Below are 15883 nucleotides of genomic sequence, written 5' to 3'. Positions count from 1 at the left end.
AGGGGTTCGGCCCGCGGATTGAACCCGACCGGAGCTGAATCACCGCGGGCGGACTATGACCTCGTGGATGTGGGCGTCGCGCGGCGCGTTGATCGCGTCGGCGGTCACCTGCGCGACGGTCTGCGGACTCAAGAACTGCTGGGGATCGTACTCACGGCCCTCGTAGGCGACCAGATCCTCCTGCATCGCGGTCGCGATTCGTCCCGGGTGCACCGACGTGACGCGCAGCGCCGGTTCGTCGTTGCGCAGCGCGTCGGCGAACCCCCGCAACGCGAACTTGCTCGCCGAGTACGACGCCAGACCTGGGGACGGTTTGATCCCGGATCCGGAATTGATGAACACCACATGCCCGCCCGCGCCGCGTAGCGCGGGCAGCAGCTCGAGTGTGAGAGCAACCGCGCCAATCACATTGACGGCCATGGAGGACCGCCACTCGTCGACAGAGGACTCCGCCACCCGACCCGGGTAGGCCACTCCGGCGTTGTGGATCAGCACGTCGAGTTCCACCAGGGGCTCGACGACGGCGGCGATGGCGTCCGGATCGGCGAGATCGATGGGCCAGGTGGTGGCGCCGAAACGCTCGGCGACGGCGTCGAGCCGTGATGACGGCCGGCCCGCGAGCAACAGCGTGTGCGTCGGGGCCAGTGCGTCGGCGAGGGCGGCTCCGAGCCCTCCGGAGGCCCCGGTGATCATGGCGGTGGGCACACTGGAACCCTACCGACCCTGCATTTCGGGCGCGAAGGTCGCATCATTGATGCGATGCCCCCCGATCCGAGCTTCGCCCCGACGCAACTGGCGGCCCGCGCTGCGTACCTGCTGCGCGGCAACGACCTCGGTGCGATGACCACCGCGGCGCCGTTGCTCTACCCGCACATGTGGAGTTGGGACGCGGCCTTCGTGTCGATCGGGCTGGCCCCGCTGTCGGTGGAACGTGCGGTCGTCGAACTCGACACGCTGCTGTCTGCCCAGTGGCGCAACGGCATGATTCCGCACATCGTGTTCGCCAACGGTGTGGACGGCTACTTCCCGGGCCCGGCGAGGTGGGCGTGTTCGGCGCTGTCTTCGGACGCTCCGAGAACTCGCCACACCTCGGGCATCACGCAACCGCCGGTGCACGCCATCGCGGTGCAACGAATCCTCGACCATGCGCGCACCCGCGGCCGCTCGACCCGCGCGGTCGCCGAGTCATTTTTGGACCGGCGCTGGGACGATCTGGTGCGCTGGCACCGCTGGCTGGCCGAGTGCCGGGACCAGAACGGCAACGGCCGGGTGACGGTGTACCACGGCTGGGAGTCGGGGATGGACAACTCGCCACGGTGGGACAGCGCCTACGCCAACGTGAAGCCCGGCGAAGTACCGGAGTACCAGCGCGAGGACAACAAGATCAACACCGACGCCACCCAGCGGCCCAGCGACGTCGAGTACGACCGCTACCTCTGGCTCGTCGAGGAGATGAAGGCGGCCCGCTACGACGACGAGTTGCTGCCCAAGGCGGTCAGCTTCGCCGTGGAGGACGTGTTCGTCTCGGCAATCCTGTCGGTGGCCTGTCAGGTGCTGGCCGAGATCGGCGAGGACCACAAGCGGTCGCATGCCGATGTGAAGGACCTGTACGGGTGGGCCGATCGGTTCCGCGGCGGTGTCATCGCGACGACCGACGAACGCACCGGTGCGGCAAAGGATTACGACGTTCGTGGGGGACGGTGGATCGCCACCGAGACGGTCGCGCAGTTCGCGCCGCTGCTGTGCGGCGGCCTGCCCCACGACCGGGAGCGGGCGCTGCTGCGACTGTTGGAGGGCCCGCGGTTCTGCGGTCACCCCGATCTCGCCTACGCGCTGATCCCGTCGACGTCGCCGGTGTCGCGCGACTTCAGGCCGCGCGAGTACTGGCGTGGACCGGTGTGGCCGGTGATGACCTGGCTGTTCTCCTGGTGCTTCGCCAGGAGGGGCTGGGCCGAGCGCTCGTCGATCCTGCGCCGCGAAGGTTTGCGCCAAGCCAGCGACGGGACCTTCGCGGAGTACTACGAGCCGTTCACCGGCGAACCGCTGGGCAGCATGCAACAGTCGTGGACCGCGGCCGCGGTGCTGGACTGGTTGGGCTGAGCGCTATTCGGCGATCCGCTCGAGCGGGGCCAGCGCCTCGGCCAGCGCATCGAGTTCCTCTTCGCTGAGCTTGCTGAGCAGTGCGGCCAGATGAGCCTGCCTGGAGGCCAACGCATCCCGGTGCTGTGCCAGACCCTCGGGAGTGATGTCCACCAGGACCGCCCGCAGATCCGACGGGTCACGGGAACGCTTGACCAGCCCCAGCTTCTCGAGCCTGCGGATCGCCACCGTGGTCGTGGGGGTGCGGACCCGCTCATGGGCGGCCAGGTCGGTCATCCGGATCGGGCCCTGGTCCAACAGCGTCAACAGGATGGACAACTGCGCCAGGGTGAGGTCGCCGGAGGTCGAGGTCCTGCCGGTGTGACGGAGAACCAACAGCACCTTCGACAGCACGCGCTGCAGTTCCCCTGCCAGCTCGCTGACCTGCGGTTCAGTCCCCATAATTCAGCCAGTCTAACCTGTCTGAAGCTGCAAGTTGCGTGGACGACAGTTATGGCGTCAGAAACTTGCCGGGAATCTCCGCCGCGGCTGCGACCCCTGATCAATCCGCTCGTGAGGCGCACAGCACGCCGCGTCGAACCGGCTCCGACGTCAGGATTCCGGCCATCACCTCGGCGCGATGCATGCACGCCGCCCGCGCCGATTCCGGCTCGGCCGCGCGGATCGCGGCCAGTTCGTCTTCGTAGGAGGGCAGCAACGCGTCGTGGTGTTCGCGGTAGCCGGCCCAGAAGGCCGGGGGATCAAGGTTTGCGAGGAGTCGATCGCCGCTTGCAGCCGGGGTCCCGCGTACTCGGCGTTGACGACCGCGCGGAACCGCCGTGCCTGCGCGTCGAAGACCCGGGAGTCCTTGCCGTTGCGCATCAGCGTCAACACACTGTCGAGTTCAGAGACGATCAACGGGTCCGTGGCGGCGGCCGCCCGCGCCGACGCAGTCCCGCTCAGCAACCCGTAGAGCTCGTGGTGCTCGCGGACCGCGGATTCGTCGAACCGCTCGACGAAGGCGCCACGGTGATATCGGGTCGACAGGATGCCGTCGTGCTCGAGCTGGATCACCGCTTCCTGCACCGGCACCCGGCTCAGCCCGAGCTCGTGCGCGATCTCGTGGCGGTCCAACCGATCTCCGGACCGCAGCTTCCCCGTCAGGACGAGATTGACCACGTGAGAGACCACGAGATCCTTCTCTTTGACCCCGTACTTCTTGGGCATGGCGGCGCCAGTGTCTCACGGCTGCCGCACCTGGTGGAGCTGTTCGGCACAGCGCCTGCGCGACGGTCAGGTCGTAGTCGGGTCCGTTGACGCCGACCGTCAGCAGCGTCACGCCCAGGCCGACGAGCGAATCCGCGCCGGCGCAGTGGCGATCGACGCTGCGCTCGGGCACTCCGGACGAGCGCTCGATCTCCGCCGGATCGCGGCCGACGTCGGCGCAGTGGCGATCGAGCACCTCGGCCTTGGCCGGGTAGGTCGTGGCGTCGGTGAACGGAAGAAGTGGTCCCAGTTGAAGGCGATGTCCACGCCCATGTCCTCGCAGCGACGCACCGCGTCGCGCAGGTGGGTGTACACAGGTGCGTGCTGGGGCTGCAGTTGCACGCCGATCCGGATGCAGCGGGTGGAGGAAGTCATGATCTCAACGTATCCCGAAACCTGCTTGCGGCTGTTTCGTCTTCGCGCAAGCGCTCAGACGCCGATCTGACCGCTGTTCTTCCACACCGCCACCACTGCCGGCCGCGCCGTTCCGTTGCCACCCTCGGGCCAGCGCGACTGCGGGTTGTCGATGCTGCTGTCGTCGTTCTCACCGGGATGCTGCACGCAGACGGTGACCAGTTCGTCGGTGATGATGGGTCCACACGTCTCTGCACCGATCGGCACGGTCAGGAACTGCTTGGTCTCGCCGCGGTTCGGCCCTTCCAGCGCTACCGCGAACAAGCCGTCGTTGGAGTCCAGGGCGTTGCCGTCGGTGGAGATCCACAGGTTGCCGTGGCTGTCGAAGGCCAGGTTGTCCGGGCAGGAGATCGGGCTGACCTTCGTTTTGTCGAATCCGCCGTAGTAGGTGTCGGCAGCGGCGGGGTCCCCGCACACCAGCAGCAGATCCCACGTGAAGGCCGTGCCCGCATGGTCATCGGTGAGTTCGAGCACCTGTCCGCTCTTGTTGTCGTTGCGCGGGTTGGCGGCGTCGGGTCCGGGCTCACCGGACGCACCGCGCTTGCTGTTGTTGGTGAGGGCGAGGTACACCTTGCCCGTCGTCGGGTTCGCTTCGAAGTCCTCGGGGCGGTCCATCTTCGTCGCGCCGGCCTTGTCGGCGGCGAAGCGTGTGAAGACGGCGGCCTCCTGCGCCGTGATCCCGGCCACCAGGGATTCACCCTGGCCGTCAGGACCGCTGCGCAGCACCGGAATCCAGGTGCCGCTTCCGGTGAACGAACCAGCTGCCGGAAGCTCTCCCGAGCCGTCGATCTCCGCGGCCGGGATGTCGCTGGAGAGCTTGGCCACGTACAGGGTGCCTTCGTCGAGGATCGTCATGTTGTGCGCCATCGCCGCGGGGTCTGTTCCCGGCTGCATCTTCTTGGACGACACGAACTTGTACATGTAGTCGAAGCGCTCATCGTCGCCCATGTAGGCGACCACGGTGCCGTCGTCGGTGACATGGAGCGTGGCACCCTCGTGCTTGAACCGGCCCATCGCCGAGTGCTTCACCGGCGTCGACGCGGGATCCCAGGGATTGACCTCGACGATGTAACCGAACCGGTTGGGTTCGTTGGGTGTAGCCGAGAGATCGAAGCGAGGATCAAAGCCCTCCCAGTCGCGTTCACTGGCCTCCCAGGCGATGCCGTAGCGATCCATCTGGTCAGCAACAGTCGGGGACGGTTCCGGCGTCCCCTCGGGAACCCCGAAGTACTGGTTGAAGTTCTCCTCGCCGGAAAGCACGGTGCCCCAAGGGGTAACGCCACCAGCGCAGTTGTTCAGGGTGCCTGCCACGGCGCGGCCCGCGGGGTCGGCCTCGGTCCTGACGAATTCACTGCCGGCCGCAGGGCCTACCAGGGTGAACGGGGCATCGCCGGTGATTCTCCGGTTGTAGCGACCCATCACGGGCTCGAGACCCGCGGGAGTGCGCTCGACCTCGACCACGCTGAGTCCGTGCGCCGCCATCGCGATGTCGAACTGTTCGCGGGTGGGCGCGTCCGGATCGTATCCGGGGAACATGAACTGCTCGGTGGTGTACTCGTGGCTGACGACCAACAGGAAGCGGTTCGGTGCACCGTCAACCGGCAGCAGGGCCGCGAAGTCGTTGTTGAAGCCGAACTGTCGCCGTTGCGCGGCGGCGGACTGCGCCGCCACATCGAACTCCGGTGCGTCGGGCAGCACCGGATCGCCCCAGCCGATCACCACCGCCTGCTCGTAACCCTCCGGAACGACCACGAGGTCTTCACTGTTCGGAGCGACCGAGGCGAAGTTCATGCCGGCGGGGGGTTCGGCGGGCGCGGCGGACGACGCCGAGGTTTCGGCGGGTTGCGTGTCCGACGAGCACGCGGCCAGCACCGATCCCGCGCCGACTGCCAGCACAGCCACACCACCGACCTGCAGCATCGACCGCCTCGACACCGCCTTGGCGACGTCACCCAAGTACTCGTTGTCGCTGCGGTTGGGCGCCGGTCTCGAGCAGGCGTCGCCGCACTTGTACACGCAGGTGATGTGCTGTCGCTTGGATTTTCCGTTGTGGTTGACGAACAGGTTGAGCGGCACAAGCGACATGACGGTCCGATTCCTTCCACGGTCGATCCCGGCCGGGGCTGTCGGCCAGACCAGCGGAAAGCTACGGCAGCAGGGCGAGCATTAGGCGACCAACAGATGAACGGGGTCTGACCGCACACGTTGGCACAAAAAGTTCCTCGGCAGATTTGCTCAGCAAACCGGTGCGCGCGCGTAGTCTGCTGCAAACGGCGGCGTTTACGGGGGAGCTAATAGTGGCTGCAGCGTTGAAGAGGGCTTCGAAGCGCGGACGTCGGGCAGAGGGTTTTGCCGTCAGGCGATGGATGCAGCTCGGCGTGGCTTCGGCGGGAATGGGCGCGGCACTCTGGGGGCTGTCACTGGCGGGACCGCAGGTCGCAGTCGCGACCGCCGACAGGTCGGAGTCAGCCTCTGCTTCGTCGAGTGAATCGAGTTCGGACGCCGGGGTGTCCTCGGGAGCCGCGAAGCGTTCGCCTGGAGGCGAGGAGAGGTCACCGAGTGTCGACGCCGATGACGACGACGCTGATGACGACTCCGACGCGCCCGACGACGTTGATGACGCCGCCGCCGCCGACGTCGACCTTGACGACGACGCAAACGCCCAGGACGCCGATGCCGACGAGATCGACACCGACGACGCCGAACCCGACACCCGCGCTGGCGAATCCGATGTCGCCGACTCCACGACGGCCGAGCAGCCCGTCATCGACAGCCCCCGCCCGTTGCAGGCACCGCAATCGACCACGTCGACAGTCGAGACGGTTGCCGAACCGGTTCCGGTGCCGGCGGCGCTGGCGCCGCGGCGCAGCTGGGACGAGGTTGTCGCCCAGGGCATGGATGAGTGGGCTGCCAGGAACCAGGCGTGGATCGACTCACTGGACGTCGACGACGAGCGCAAGGCTGAGCTGGAAGCCTCGTTCCTGGCACTTCGGCGGACGTTCTTCAACCAGGCGCCGACCGTGGCGCCGATCCAGATCAGCGGCCGGCTCACCGGCCCCATCACCGGCACGGTGGGTGCGATCGACGCCGAGGGCGACCGACTCGTCTACCGGCTGACCAGTGCACCCAAGACGGGTTCGCTCATGCTCAACGAGGACGGCACCTACACCTACACACCGGATTCCACTTCGACGGCGTCGACACCTTCCGCGTCGTCGCGATCGACGCCGGCCTGCACATCAACCTGCTCGATCTGTTCCGGCCGCTCGGGACGAGCGCGAACTCGCTGATCAACCAGCGTGCCATCAGTTTCGACTTCACGTTCGCCGACGGCGGAGCAGGCTGGACGCCAGAGCGTCAGCTGGTTCTTCGCGAGTTGGCCGATCAGATGACCGAGTACTTCGTCGTGACGTCCCCGGTAACGCTGACCTACACCGTCGGTCTGGACGAACGCGACGGCGTTCTCGCCAGCGCAGGAAGCGACTTGGTCAGCACAGCGGCGGGTTACTGGCGGACGGTGGTGCAGAACAAGCTGGTGACAGGCATCGATTCCAACGGTGCGAAAGCCGACGGCGAGATCGACTGGAACTGGTCGGGTTACTCGTGGGGCCTTGGTGACGAGGTCGGAAGCGAAGAGTACGACTTCGTATCGACTGCCATTCACGAACTACTGCATTCGTTCGGGTTCCTGTCGCACGCGGAACCGCCCGGTGAGAACACCGAACGCAACTGGGCGTTCTTCGACAGATTCCTCGTGACCGAGGAGGGCATCAGGCCGATCGGCGCCTTCTACCGGTGGCGTAGCTCCGATGACCCCAAGCTGATCGGGGACGACGGCGGGCTGTTCTTCGGGGGCGCCAACGCCATCGCCGCCTACGGCGGGCTCGTTCCGCTGTTCACCCCCGACCCCTGGTCGCAGGGCAGCTCGATGAGTCACCTCGATGACGACACCTTCACCGGCGACAACCAGATGCTGATGAACGCGGCGGCGGGCACCGGGCCGGGTGTTCGGGTGCTGAATGCGATAGAGCTCGGAATCCTCGAGGATCTCGGCTACAACGTCGCCATGCCTCAATCACCGCCGTACGCGGCGGCTTTCGGCGGTTTGCTCCTCGTCGGACTGCGGCGACGAAAGACACTGTCCGCCAGGCGCTGAGCGACTCAGTCGGCAAGCACTCCCCGCAGCAGCTCGACCAGCGCGCGCGGCTGGTCACTCTGCACCGAATGCCCGGACTCCTCGACGATGTGCACACCCTGAAAGCCCGGCGCGATGCGGGCGAACTCGCGCGCATCGTCGTCATTGACGAAGAACGAGTTCGCGCCCCGGATCAACGTGGTCGGCGTGGTGAGCTTGGGGACGTCGTCCCAGAGGCCCTCGAAGCCCTCACCCTTGCGGATCGTGTCGTACCGCCAGGTCCAGGTCCCGTCATCCAGCCGCTTGGCGTTGTGGAAGACACCGCGCCGCAACGACTCGCGGTCGCGATGCGGAGCAGCCGCGACGGTGACCTCGAGCATCGCGTCGAAAGTGGGGAAGGTGCGGTCACCCTGGACTAGGGCGACGGTGCCCTTCTGGGCGTCGGTCATCTCGTTGTGCCGCTCCGGCGCCGACGGGGTGACGTCGACGAGGACGAGCCTTGGCACCAGCTCGGGCGCGGAGACGGCCAGACGCAGCGCGGTCAGTCCGCCCAGCGACATGCCCACGACGAGTTCCGCGTCCGGTGCCAGCTCCCGGATCAGCGGTTCGACGGCGACCGCGTTGAGGTGCGGCCCATAGTCGCCGTCCTCGCGCCACGCGGAGCGGCCGTGCCCTGGCAGGTCCACCGACAACGCGGGCAGCCCGAGGCCGATGACGACGGTGTCCCAGGTGTGGGCGTTCTGACCGCCGCCGTGCAAAAAGACCGCGCGGGGTGCGTCGTCGCCGAACTTCAGCGCGCTCACCGGGCCGGCGTCGACCCGCGTCGCACTCGGCAGCGGCCCGGTGACATCGGCCTGGCGGGCGTTCTCCTTGAGAAAGATGAACTCTGAGAGGCTGGCCAGCTCGTCGTCGGCATCGTCCATGGTGCGACCCTACCGGGGGAACTCAGGTGCGGTGAGCGCACCTCTGTGTCACCGTCTGGGGTGTGGCTGACACCTCGCACACCTCCCGAACTCAGAACGACTTGACCGTCCGCAGCGCCGAGGAGGCGGACTGGCCGGCGATGGCGCTGGTCGCCGCAACGTGTTTCGGCGTACGGCAACCGCCGGAGGCCGTCGAGGCGTGGCGCAGCATGATGCCGCCCGACAGTGCCGTCGTCGTGTGCGACGGTCCCGACGTCGTCGGGACGGCGCTGTTCCTGGACCTGCGCGTGACGGTGCCGGGCGGGGCGGTGCTGCCGATGGCCGGGGTCTCCTGGGTGGCGGTCCTGCCCACCCATCGCAGGCGCGGGGCATTGCGAAAGATGTTCGAGGAGTTGCATGTCCGCATGGCGGCGAAGCGGTACCCGCTGGCCGGCCTGGAGGCCAGCGAGGCCGGAATCTACGGCCGGTTCGGCTACGGGCCGACGGCGGTGCTGCACCGGCGGTCCGTCGACCGGAGTGCCGCCGGCTTCCACCACGGCGTGCCCGACCCCGGGGGTGTGCGCGTCGTCCACACAGCCGAGCACCGTGACCGACTCGAGGAGATCTATGAGCGGTGGCGGCTGCAGACCCCCGGCGGTCTGCACAGCCCGCGCGCGCTGTGGGACGAGGTGCTGGCCGATCGGGAGGCTTTCCGTGGCGGCGGCAGCGCGTACTTCTGTCTGTTGCACGCCGACGGTTTCGCGATGTACCGAGTACACAGCGGTGATCAGAAGAGCACGGTGGAGGTCACCAAGCTCACCGCGGTGACACCGCAGGCCCACATCGCGCTGTGGCGCGCCCTTCTCGGAATGGACCTGATGGCGACGATCAACGTCGTGACCACTCGAGACGACGTGCTGCCCTACCTGCTGACCGATCAGAGGCTGGTGCGCACCACCGGTGTCGAGGACGCCCTGTGGCTGCGGATGCTCGACATCCCCGCGGTGCTGCAGGCGCGCAGCTATTCAGCGGAACTGTCCGTGGTGCTCGATGTCTCCGACGGGGTGCTGGGCGGTGGCGGCAGGTTCGCGCTGGAGGTCAGCGGTGGCCGGGCCCGATGTGTGCCCACCGACGCCCCCGCCGACGCGCACCTGGATCTGTCGGTGCTCGGCAGCCTGTACATGGGCGCGCATCGGGCCTCGGCGTTCGGGACCGCGGAACGGTTGCGCTGCAGCGACTCTGCTGTGGTGACCGCTCTGGATGCGGCGTTCGCCGCCGACGTCCCGGCAGAGCTCGGCTACGGCTTCTAGCTCTAGCTAGCTAGCTCTTCGCCGGACCTGTATTCCAGGCGAAGAACCTCGAGAGAGGCTGTGCTGGAATACAGTTCCGGCGGAAACGACTACTTGCCGTCGATGAAGTTTTCCAGCTGCGTGCGCGCGACATCGTCGGCCAGCTGCTGCGGGGGGCTCTTCATCAGGTAGGCCGAGGCGGCGACGACGGGGCCGCCGACACCGCGGTCCTTGGCGATCTTCGCGGCGCGGACGGCGTCGATGATCACCCCGGCGGAGTTGGGGGAGTCCCACACCTCGAGCTTGTACTCCAGGTTCAGCGGCACGTCGCCGAAGGCGCGGCCTTCCAGGCGGACGTAGGCCCACTTGCGGTCGTCGAGCCAGCCCACGTGATCGGACGGGCCGATGTGGACGTCCTTGGTGTTGAACTCGCGCTGCAGATTCGAGGTGACGGCCTGGGTCTTGGAGATCTTCTTGGACTCCAGCCGCGACCGCTCGAGCATGTTGAGGAAGTCCATGTTGCCGCCGACGTTGAGCTGCATGGTGCGGTCGAGCTGCACGCCGCGGTCCTCGAACAGCTTGGCCATCACGCGGTGGGTGATGGTGGCGCCGACCTGGCTCTTGATGTCGTCACCGACGATCGGTACGCCGGCGTCTTCGAACTTCTTGGCCCACACCGGGTCGGAGGCGATGAACACCGGCAGCGCGTTGACGAACGCCACACCGGCGTCGATGGCGCACTGGGCATAGAACTTGTCGGCCTCTTCGGAGCCCACCGGCAGGTAGGAGACCAGCACGTCGACCTCGGCGTCTTTGAGCGCCTTGACGACGTCGGCCGGCTCGGCATCGGAGATCTCGATGGTCTCGGAGTAGTACTTGCCGATGCCGTCGAGCGTCGGGCCGCGCTGCACCACGACGTCGGTCGGCGGCACGTCGGCGATCTTGATGGTGTTGTTCTCGGAGGCGAAGATGGCCTCGGAGAGGTCGAAGCCGACCTTCTTGGCGTCCACGTCGAACGCGGCGACGAACTTCACGTCGCGCACGTGGTACTGGCCGAGCTTGACGTGCATCAGGCCGGGAACGCTGGCGTTCTCGTCTGCGTCCTTGTAGTACTGCACGCCCTGCACGAGCGAGGACGCGCAGTTGCCCACGCCGACGATCGCGACCCGGACGTCATTGCTTGCGGTCATGACGTTTTCTCCTCTTGTCCTACTCCGACTGCTGTTTGGTACTGCTCACTGCTGTGCTTGCCGACGTGCTCAGGTCTGCTCTGCACGTCCCTGTGCCGACTTCTCGGCCGCGATCAAATCGTTGAGCCAGTTGACTTCCCGCTCGCTGGACTCCAGCCCGAGCTGGTGGAGCTGACGGGTGTACCGATCGAACGAATTGCTTGCCCGTGCGACTGCTTCGCGCAGGCCCTCTCGGCGTTCCTCCACCTGACGACGGCGCCCCTCGAGAATCCGCATCCGCGCCTCGGCGGGCGTGCGGTTGAAGAACGCGAGGTGAACCCCGAAGCCGTCGTCGGAGAAGTTCTGCGGCCCGGTATCGGCCACCAACTCGGTGAAGCGTTGCTTGCCGGCGTCGGTCAGTTGATAGACGCGGCGGGCCCGGCGCACCTTGACGGTGCCCTCCGGGGCTGAGTCTTCCGCGATCAGGCCGTCGGCCTGCATCCGCCGTAACGCCGGATAGAGGGAGCCGTAGGAAAAGGCGCGGAACGCACCGAGCAGGCCCGTCAACCGTTTCCGCAGCTCATAGCCGTGCATCGGGGATTCGAGCAGCAGACCCAGAACGGCAAGTTCGAGCATTCGGGCCACCTCCTCGCACAACCGGGCTGTCGCTACGACAGCTCAACACGTCGGGCAAGTGTATCGCGCCGATATATTCGCCGCTACATCGGTGCCACCAGTGCACCACCGGCGACGCTCAGTTGCTGGGGTAGTTGACGTGTTTGAGGGTCCCGTCGGGATTCATCTCGAGATAGCCGCTGCCGAACTCACTGGACACATGGACGGCGAGGCCGACGGTCCCGGGAGCGGCCGTCTGATCGCTGCTCGGATCGATCGACAGGTAGACGTTGTCCACGTCGACGGCTTTGATGCCGAGCGTTTCCGGTGCTCCGCGCATGATCCCCACGATCGTCGGCACGTCGAAGGCCGCCAGGTCGACGAGCACGGGTCCCCCCAGCCACCGCGGTAGACGTAACGCAACACCCGCCGTTCGTCGTCCGGATCGGGACGCTCCAGGGATGCGTAGTCCGGGTAGACGGTCAGCGAGTACCCCATGGTGTCGCCCCACTTCTGGGCCATCTGCTCGAACAGACCGTTGAGACCGCCCAGCGAATGCAGCTGCCGGGGTGGGGTGAGCACCTTGGCCGGGATGCCGTCCGACTTCGCGCCCGGGTCGGAGGTGAAGTTCAGCGGTGACGGGGTGTTGCCGTCCAACCCCCAGCCGATGGCGATGCCCAGCACCACCAGCACCCCGGCGGCTGCGGCGCGCAATCCCCAGCCGCCCGGCATCGTGGGGAGCCGGCGGCTGCTCAGGTCGGGCAACTGCACGGGCGAGGCGGCGGTCTGCAGGTCGGCGACCAGGTGCTGCAGTTCGCCCAGCGCCGCGGCGGTGGTCGCGGCCTTCACCCGTTCGCCGTGCTCGGCCATGGACAGCTGGCCTTCCGCCAGCGCGGTGTCGAGGATCTGGCACGTGTCGTTGCGGTCGCTGTCTTTTGCGCGCGTCGACGATGTCCGCCGTGTCGAGCTGCCCGGAGCCACGCCGATGATCGTAGGAGTTCGCCCGGCGACTGCGCAGGCCAGGCGCGATCTGGACCGTCGACGAACTGGATCGCCGCGCTCCCGGGACGCACGTCACGCCTCGGTGGTTGTGGGGTCGACGTACTCTGGTCCTCGTGCGACTGCAGCGACAGGTGGTGGACTACGCCCTGCGGCGGCGGTCCCTGCTGGCCGAGGTCTATTCGGGGCGCACCGGCGTCACGGAGGTCTGCGACGCCAATCCGTATCTGCTCCGGGCCGCGAAGTTCCACGGCAAGCCCAGCTCGGTGATCTGCCCGATCTGCCGAAAGGAACAGCTGACCTTGGTGTCCTGGGTGTTCGGTGAGCACCTGGGTGCGGTCTCCGGTTCGGCGCGCACCGCAGAGGAGCTGGTGATGCTGGCAACCCGTTACGACGAGTTCTCCGTCCACGTGGTGGAGGTGTGCCGCACCTGCAGCTGGAACCATCTGGTCAAGTCGTACAAGCTCGGAGAAGTGCCACCCCCGAAGGGTTCGCGCGGACCGCGAGGCACCCAGGCGGCGCGCGGTCGTGCGCGCACGGCCAGTGAATAGCGAAGGGCGCCACGACCGGTCAGCCGACGACGCCCGGAAGGCGCAGATGGCTGAAGGCGTGAGCGCGAGACCCCCGCACCGGGACGCCGGTCCGCCTCGAGGCCCTGCCGAGGGTGGCAGACCGCGCCCGTCGGCACAGGAACCGCCGCGCCGTCCACACCACCGCGCCCCCGACGACCGGAAGACCGCGATCCTGCCCCCGGTACGGGAAGGCACCCCGGCGCATCTGCGAGACCCGATCGATGCCGTCAAGCGTGCGCTCGACGGCTCTCCGCCCAAGCAGCCGCCGCCACCGGGCCGCCCGCCCGGCGGCGGTGGACCGACCGGGGGCGGATCAGACCAACCCCCGGGTCATCGCCGTGAGGTGAACTGGAAGTGGGTTCGACGCGGTCTGGCCGCCGCGGTGGTCGTGCTGATCGTGCTGCCGTTGCTGACCTTCGGTATGGCCTACATGATCGTCGACGTCCCCAAGCCGGGCGACATCCGCACCGCGCAGGTGTCGACGATTCTGGCCAGTGACGGCAGCGAGCTGTCGAAGATCGTTCCGCCCGAGGGCAACCGCATCGACGTCAACATCGACCAGATCCCGGTGCACGTGCGTGACGCGGTGATGGCCGCCGAGGACCGGGACTTCTACTCCAACCCGGGCTTCTCCCTCACCGGGTTCCTGCGCGCCGCCAAGAACAACATCTTCGGCGAGGATCTGCAGGGCGGGTCGACGATCACCCAGCAGTACGTCAAGAACGCGTTGGTGGGCGACGCCCGTTCCGGCGTCGGCGGCCTGGTCCGCAAAGCCAAGGAACTGGTGATCTCCACCAAGATGGCCGGCGCCTGGTCCAAAGACCAGGTGTTGGAGTCGTATCTGAACATCATCTACTTCGGCCGCGGGGCCTACGGGGTGGCGGCCGCGTCGCGGGCCTACTTCGACAAGCCGGTCGAGGAGCTCGACGTCGCCGAGGGCGCGCTGCTGGCCGCGCTCATCCAACGGCCGTCGGTGCTGGATCCCGCCGTGGATCCGGAAGCGTCGGCGGTGCGGTGGAACTGGGTGCTCGACGGCATGGTCGAGATCGGTGCGCTGTCGCAGGCCGACCGCGACGCGCAGGTGTACCCGCCGACCGTCGGACCGGACCTGGCGAGCATGCAGAACCAGACCACCGGACCCAACGGTCTGATCGAGCGGCAGGTGATCGACGAACTGCTCGAGATCTTCAACATCAACGAGCAGACGCTGAACACCGAGGGGCTGCAGATCACCACGACGATCGATCCGCAGGCGCAGGCCTCCGCGGTGGACGCGGTCGAGGAGTACCTGGACGGGCAGGACCCCGACATGCGTTCGGCGGTGGTGTCCATCGATCCGAGGACCGGCGGCGTCAAGGCCTACTACGGCGGGTCGGACGCCACCGGCTTCGACTTCGCGCAGGCCGGCCTGCCCACGGGCTCGTCGTTCAAGGTGTTCGCGCTGGTCGCGGCGCTGCAGCAGGGCATGGGGCTGGGCTATCAGGTGGACAGCTCGCCGGTCAGCGTCAACGGCATCGAGATCACCAACGTCGAAGGCGGTGGCTGCGGTACCTGCAACATCGCCGAGGCGTTGAAGCGGTCGCTGAACACCAGCTATTACCGGCTGATGCTGCAGCTGGAGAACGGGCCGCAGGACGTCGCCGACGCCGCGCACCAGGCCGGTATCGCGGAGAGCTTCCCGGGGGTGGAGCACACGCTGTCCGAGGACGGTCAGGGCGGCCCGCCGAACAACGGCATCGTGCTGGGTCAGTACCAGTCCCGGGTGTTCGACATGGCGTCGGCCTACGCGACGCTGGCCGCCTCGGGCGTCTACCACAAGCCGCACTTCGTGCAGAAGGTCGTCAACGCCGAGGGTGACGTGCTGTTCGACGCCGGCCAGGAGGACAACTCCGGCGAGCAGCGCATCGACAAGAACGTGGCCGACAACGTCACGGCGGCCATGCAGCCGATCGCCGGGTACTCCGGTAGGTCGCTGGCGGGCGGGCGCCCGTCGGCCGCCAAGACCGGCACCAACCAGCTCGGTGACACCGGCGCCAACCGCGACGCGTGGATGGTCGGCTTCACGCCGTCGCTGTCGACCGCGGTGTGGGTCGGCACCACCGAGGGCACCAAGCCCCTCGTGACCGCGTCGGGTTCGTCGGTGTACGGCTCGGGGCTGCCCGGGCAGATCTGGAAAGCCACGATGGACGGTGCGCTCGAGGGCACCGACGACGAGTCGTTCCCCAAGCCCGAGGAGATCGGCGGCTACGCCGGGGTGCCGCAGGCGCCGCCACCGCCGCCTTCGCCAACCGAAACCGAGCCCCCGCCGCCGGCCTCGGAGACGGTGATCCAGCCGACGCTGGAGATCGCTCCCGGTATCACCATCCCGTGGGGCCCGCCGACGACGGTGCCGGCCGCGCCGCCGGCTCCGGTCGGAGCCCCGCCGGGGCCTGAGCCGGTACCC

General features: G+C 67.6%; 12 protein-coding genes and 3 pseudogenes. 6 read left to right on the top strand and 9 right to left on the bottom strand.

Annotated features, from left to right (window positions below; all coding sequences use genetic code 11):
- Nucleotides 1-39: 39 nt before the first annotated feature.
- Entirely contained in the window at nt 40-705 is a 666-nt protein-coding gene (locus WA944_RS08380) for an SDR family oxidoreductase (protein ID WP_526369328.1), read from the bottom strand.
- Between the two features lie 54 nt (nt 706-759).
- Between WA944_RS08380 and ggh the strand changes: the two genes are divergently transcribed.
- Nucleotides 760-2100, top strand: coding sequence for a glucosylglycerate hydrolase (gene ggh / locus WA944_RS08375; protein ID WP_526369330.1), 1341 nt, complete (start codon nt 760-762; stop codon nt 2098-2100).
- A 3-nt stretch (nt 2101-2103) separates the two neighbouring features.
- Here ggh and WA944_RS08370 read toward each other — a convergent pair whose 3' ends face one another.
- From WA944_RS08370 to WA944_RS08355, 4 genes and pseudogenes are all read right to left on the bottom strand, one after another.
- Nucleotides 2104-2541: a MarR family winged helix-turn-helix transcriptional regulator gene (locus WA944_RS08370; protein ID WP_526369332.1), complete on the bottom strand. Its 438-nt coding sequence runs from the start codon at nt 2539-2541 to the stop codon at nt 2104-2106.
- Between the two features lie 100 nt (nt 2542-2641).
- Nucleotides 2642-3306, bottom strand: a pseudogene (locus tag WA944_RS08365) (GntR family transcriptional regulator).
- 43 nt (nt 3307-3349) lie between these two features.
- Nucleotides 3350-3720, bottom strand: a pseudogene (locus WA944_RS08360) (LLM class oxidoreductase); the annotation flags it as partial.
- Between the two features lie 54 nt (nt 3721-3774).
- Nucleotides 3775-5844, bottom strand: coding sequence for a PhoX family protein (locus WA944_RS08355; RefSeq protein WP_526646717.1), 2070 nt, complete (start codon nt 5842-5844; stop codon nt 3775-3777).
- Between the two features lie 293 nt (nt 5845-6137).
- Here WA944_RS08355 and WA944_RS08350 point away from each other — a divergent pair, with 293 nt between their 5' ends.
- Nucleotides 6138-7049 carry an Ig-like domain-containing protein gene (locus WA944_RS08350; protein WP_526369336.1) on the top strand — a complete coding sequence of 304 codons (912 nt, stop codon included), beginning with the start codon at nt 6138-6140 and terminating at the stop codon, nt 7047-7049.
- Between the two features lie 86 nt (nt 7050-7135).
- Nucleotides 7136-7915, top strand: coding sequence for a hypothetical protein (locus tag WA944_RS08345; RefSeq protein WP_526608488.1), 780 nt, complete (start codon nt 7136-7138; stop codon nt 7913-7915).
- Between the two features lie 5 nt (nt 7916-7920).
- On the opposite strand, the gene WA944_RS08340 is transcribed toward WA944_RS08345, so the two are convergent.
- Nucleotides 7921-8817, bottom strand: coding sequence for an Rv0045c family esterase (locus WA944_RS08340; protein WP_526369340.1), 897 nt, complete (start codon nt 8815-8817; stop codon nt 7921-7923).
- Nucleotides 8818-8879: 62 nt separating this feature from the next.
- Here WA944_RS08340 and WA944_RS08335 point away from each other — a divergent pair, with 62 nt between their 5' ends.
- A complete protein-coding gene (locus WA944_RS08335) occupies nt 8880-10106 on the top strand; it encodes an enhanced intracellular survival protein Eis (RefSeq protein ID WP_526369342.1) in 1227 nt (408 codons plus the stop codon).
- 89 nt (nt 10107-10195) lie between these two features.
- Here WA944_RS08335 and WA944_RS08330 read toward each other — a convergent pair whose 3' ends face one another.
- From WA944_RS08330 to WA944_RS08320, 3 genes and pseudogenes are all read right to left on the bottom strand, one after another.
- A complete protein-coding gene (locus tag WA944_RS08330; RefSeq protein WP_526646715.1) occupies nt 10196-11275 on the bottom strand; it encodes an inositol-3-phosphate synthase in 1080 nt (359 codons plus the stop codon).
- Between the two features lie 69 nt (nt 11276-11344).
- Nucleotides 11345-11890, bottom strand: a complete 546-nt coding sequence (locus WA944_RS08325) for a PadR family transcriptional regulator (protein WP_163887428.1) — start codon at nt 11888-11890, stop codon at nt 11345-11347.
- A 118-nt stretch (nt 11891-12008) separates the two neighbouring features.
- Nucleotides 12009-12850 (bottom strand): annotated as a pseudogene (locus WA944_RS08320) (DUF1707 domain-containing protein).
- 134 nt (nt 12851-12984) lie between these two features.
- On the opposite strand from WA944_RS08320, the gene WA944_RS08315 reads away from it, so the two are divergent.
- Nucleotides 12985-13419 (top strand): DUF5318 family protein, encoded by a 435-nt coding sequence (locus WA944_RS08315; RefSeq protein WP_526610295.1) that lies wholly within the window; start codon nt 12985-12987, stop codon nt 13417-13419.
- A 46-nt stretch (nt 13420-13465) separates the two neighbouring features.
- Nucleotides 13466-15883, top strand: a 2418-nt coding sequence (locus WA944_RS08310; RefSeq protein ID WP_526646713.1) for a transglycosylase domain-containing protein, incomplete at its 3' end; no start/stop codon positions are given.

This window comes from Mycobacterium sp., assembly GCF_049683355.1.
Classification (GTDB): Bacteria; Actinomycetota; Actinomycetes; order Mycobacteriales; family Mycobacteriaceae; genus Mycobacterium.
This window is presented reverse-complemented; position numbering and strand designations above follow the sequence as displayed.

Coding starts and splice junctions, on each gene's coding strand:
- WA944_RS08355 (WP_526646717.1), bottom strand. CDS start 5,844: ATGTCGCTTGTGCCGCTCAACCTGTTCGTCAACCACAACGGAAAATCC.
- WA944_RS08370 (WP_526369332.1), bottom strand. CDS start 2,541: ATGGGGACTGAACCGCAGGTCAGCGAGCTGGCAGGGGAACTGCAGCGC.
- ggh (WP_526369330.1), top strand. CDS start 760: ATGCCCCCCGATCCGAGCTTCGCCCCGACGCAACTGGCGGCCCGCGCT.
- WA944_RS08340 (WP_526369340.1), bottom strand. CDS start 8,817: ATGGACGATGCCGACGACGAGCTGGCCAGCCTCTCAGAGTTCATCTTT.
- WA944_RS08330 (WP_526646715.1), bottom strand. CDS start 11,275: ATGACCGCAAGCAATGACGTCCGGGTCGCGATCGTCGGCGTGGGCAAC.
- WA944_RS08325 (WP_163887428.1), bottom strand. CDS start 11,890: ATGCTCGAACTTGCCGTTCTGGGTCTGCTGCTCGAATCCCCGATGCAC.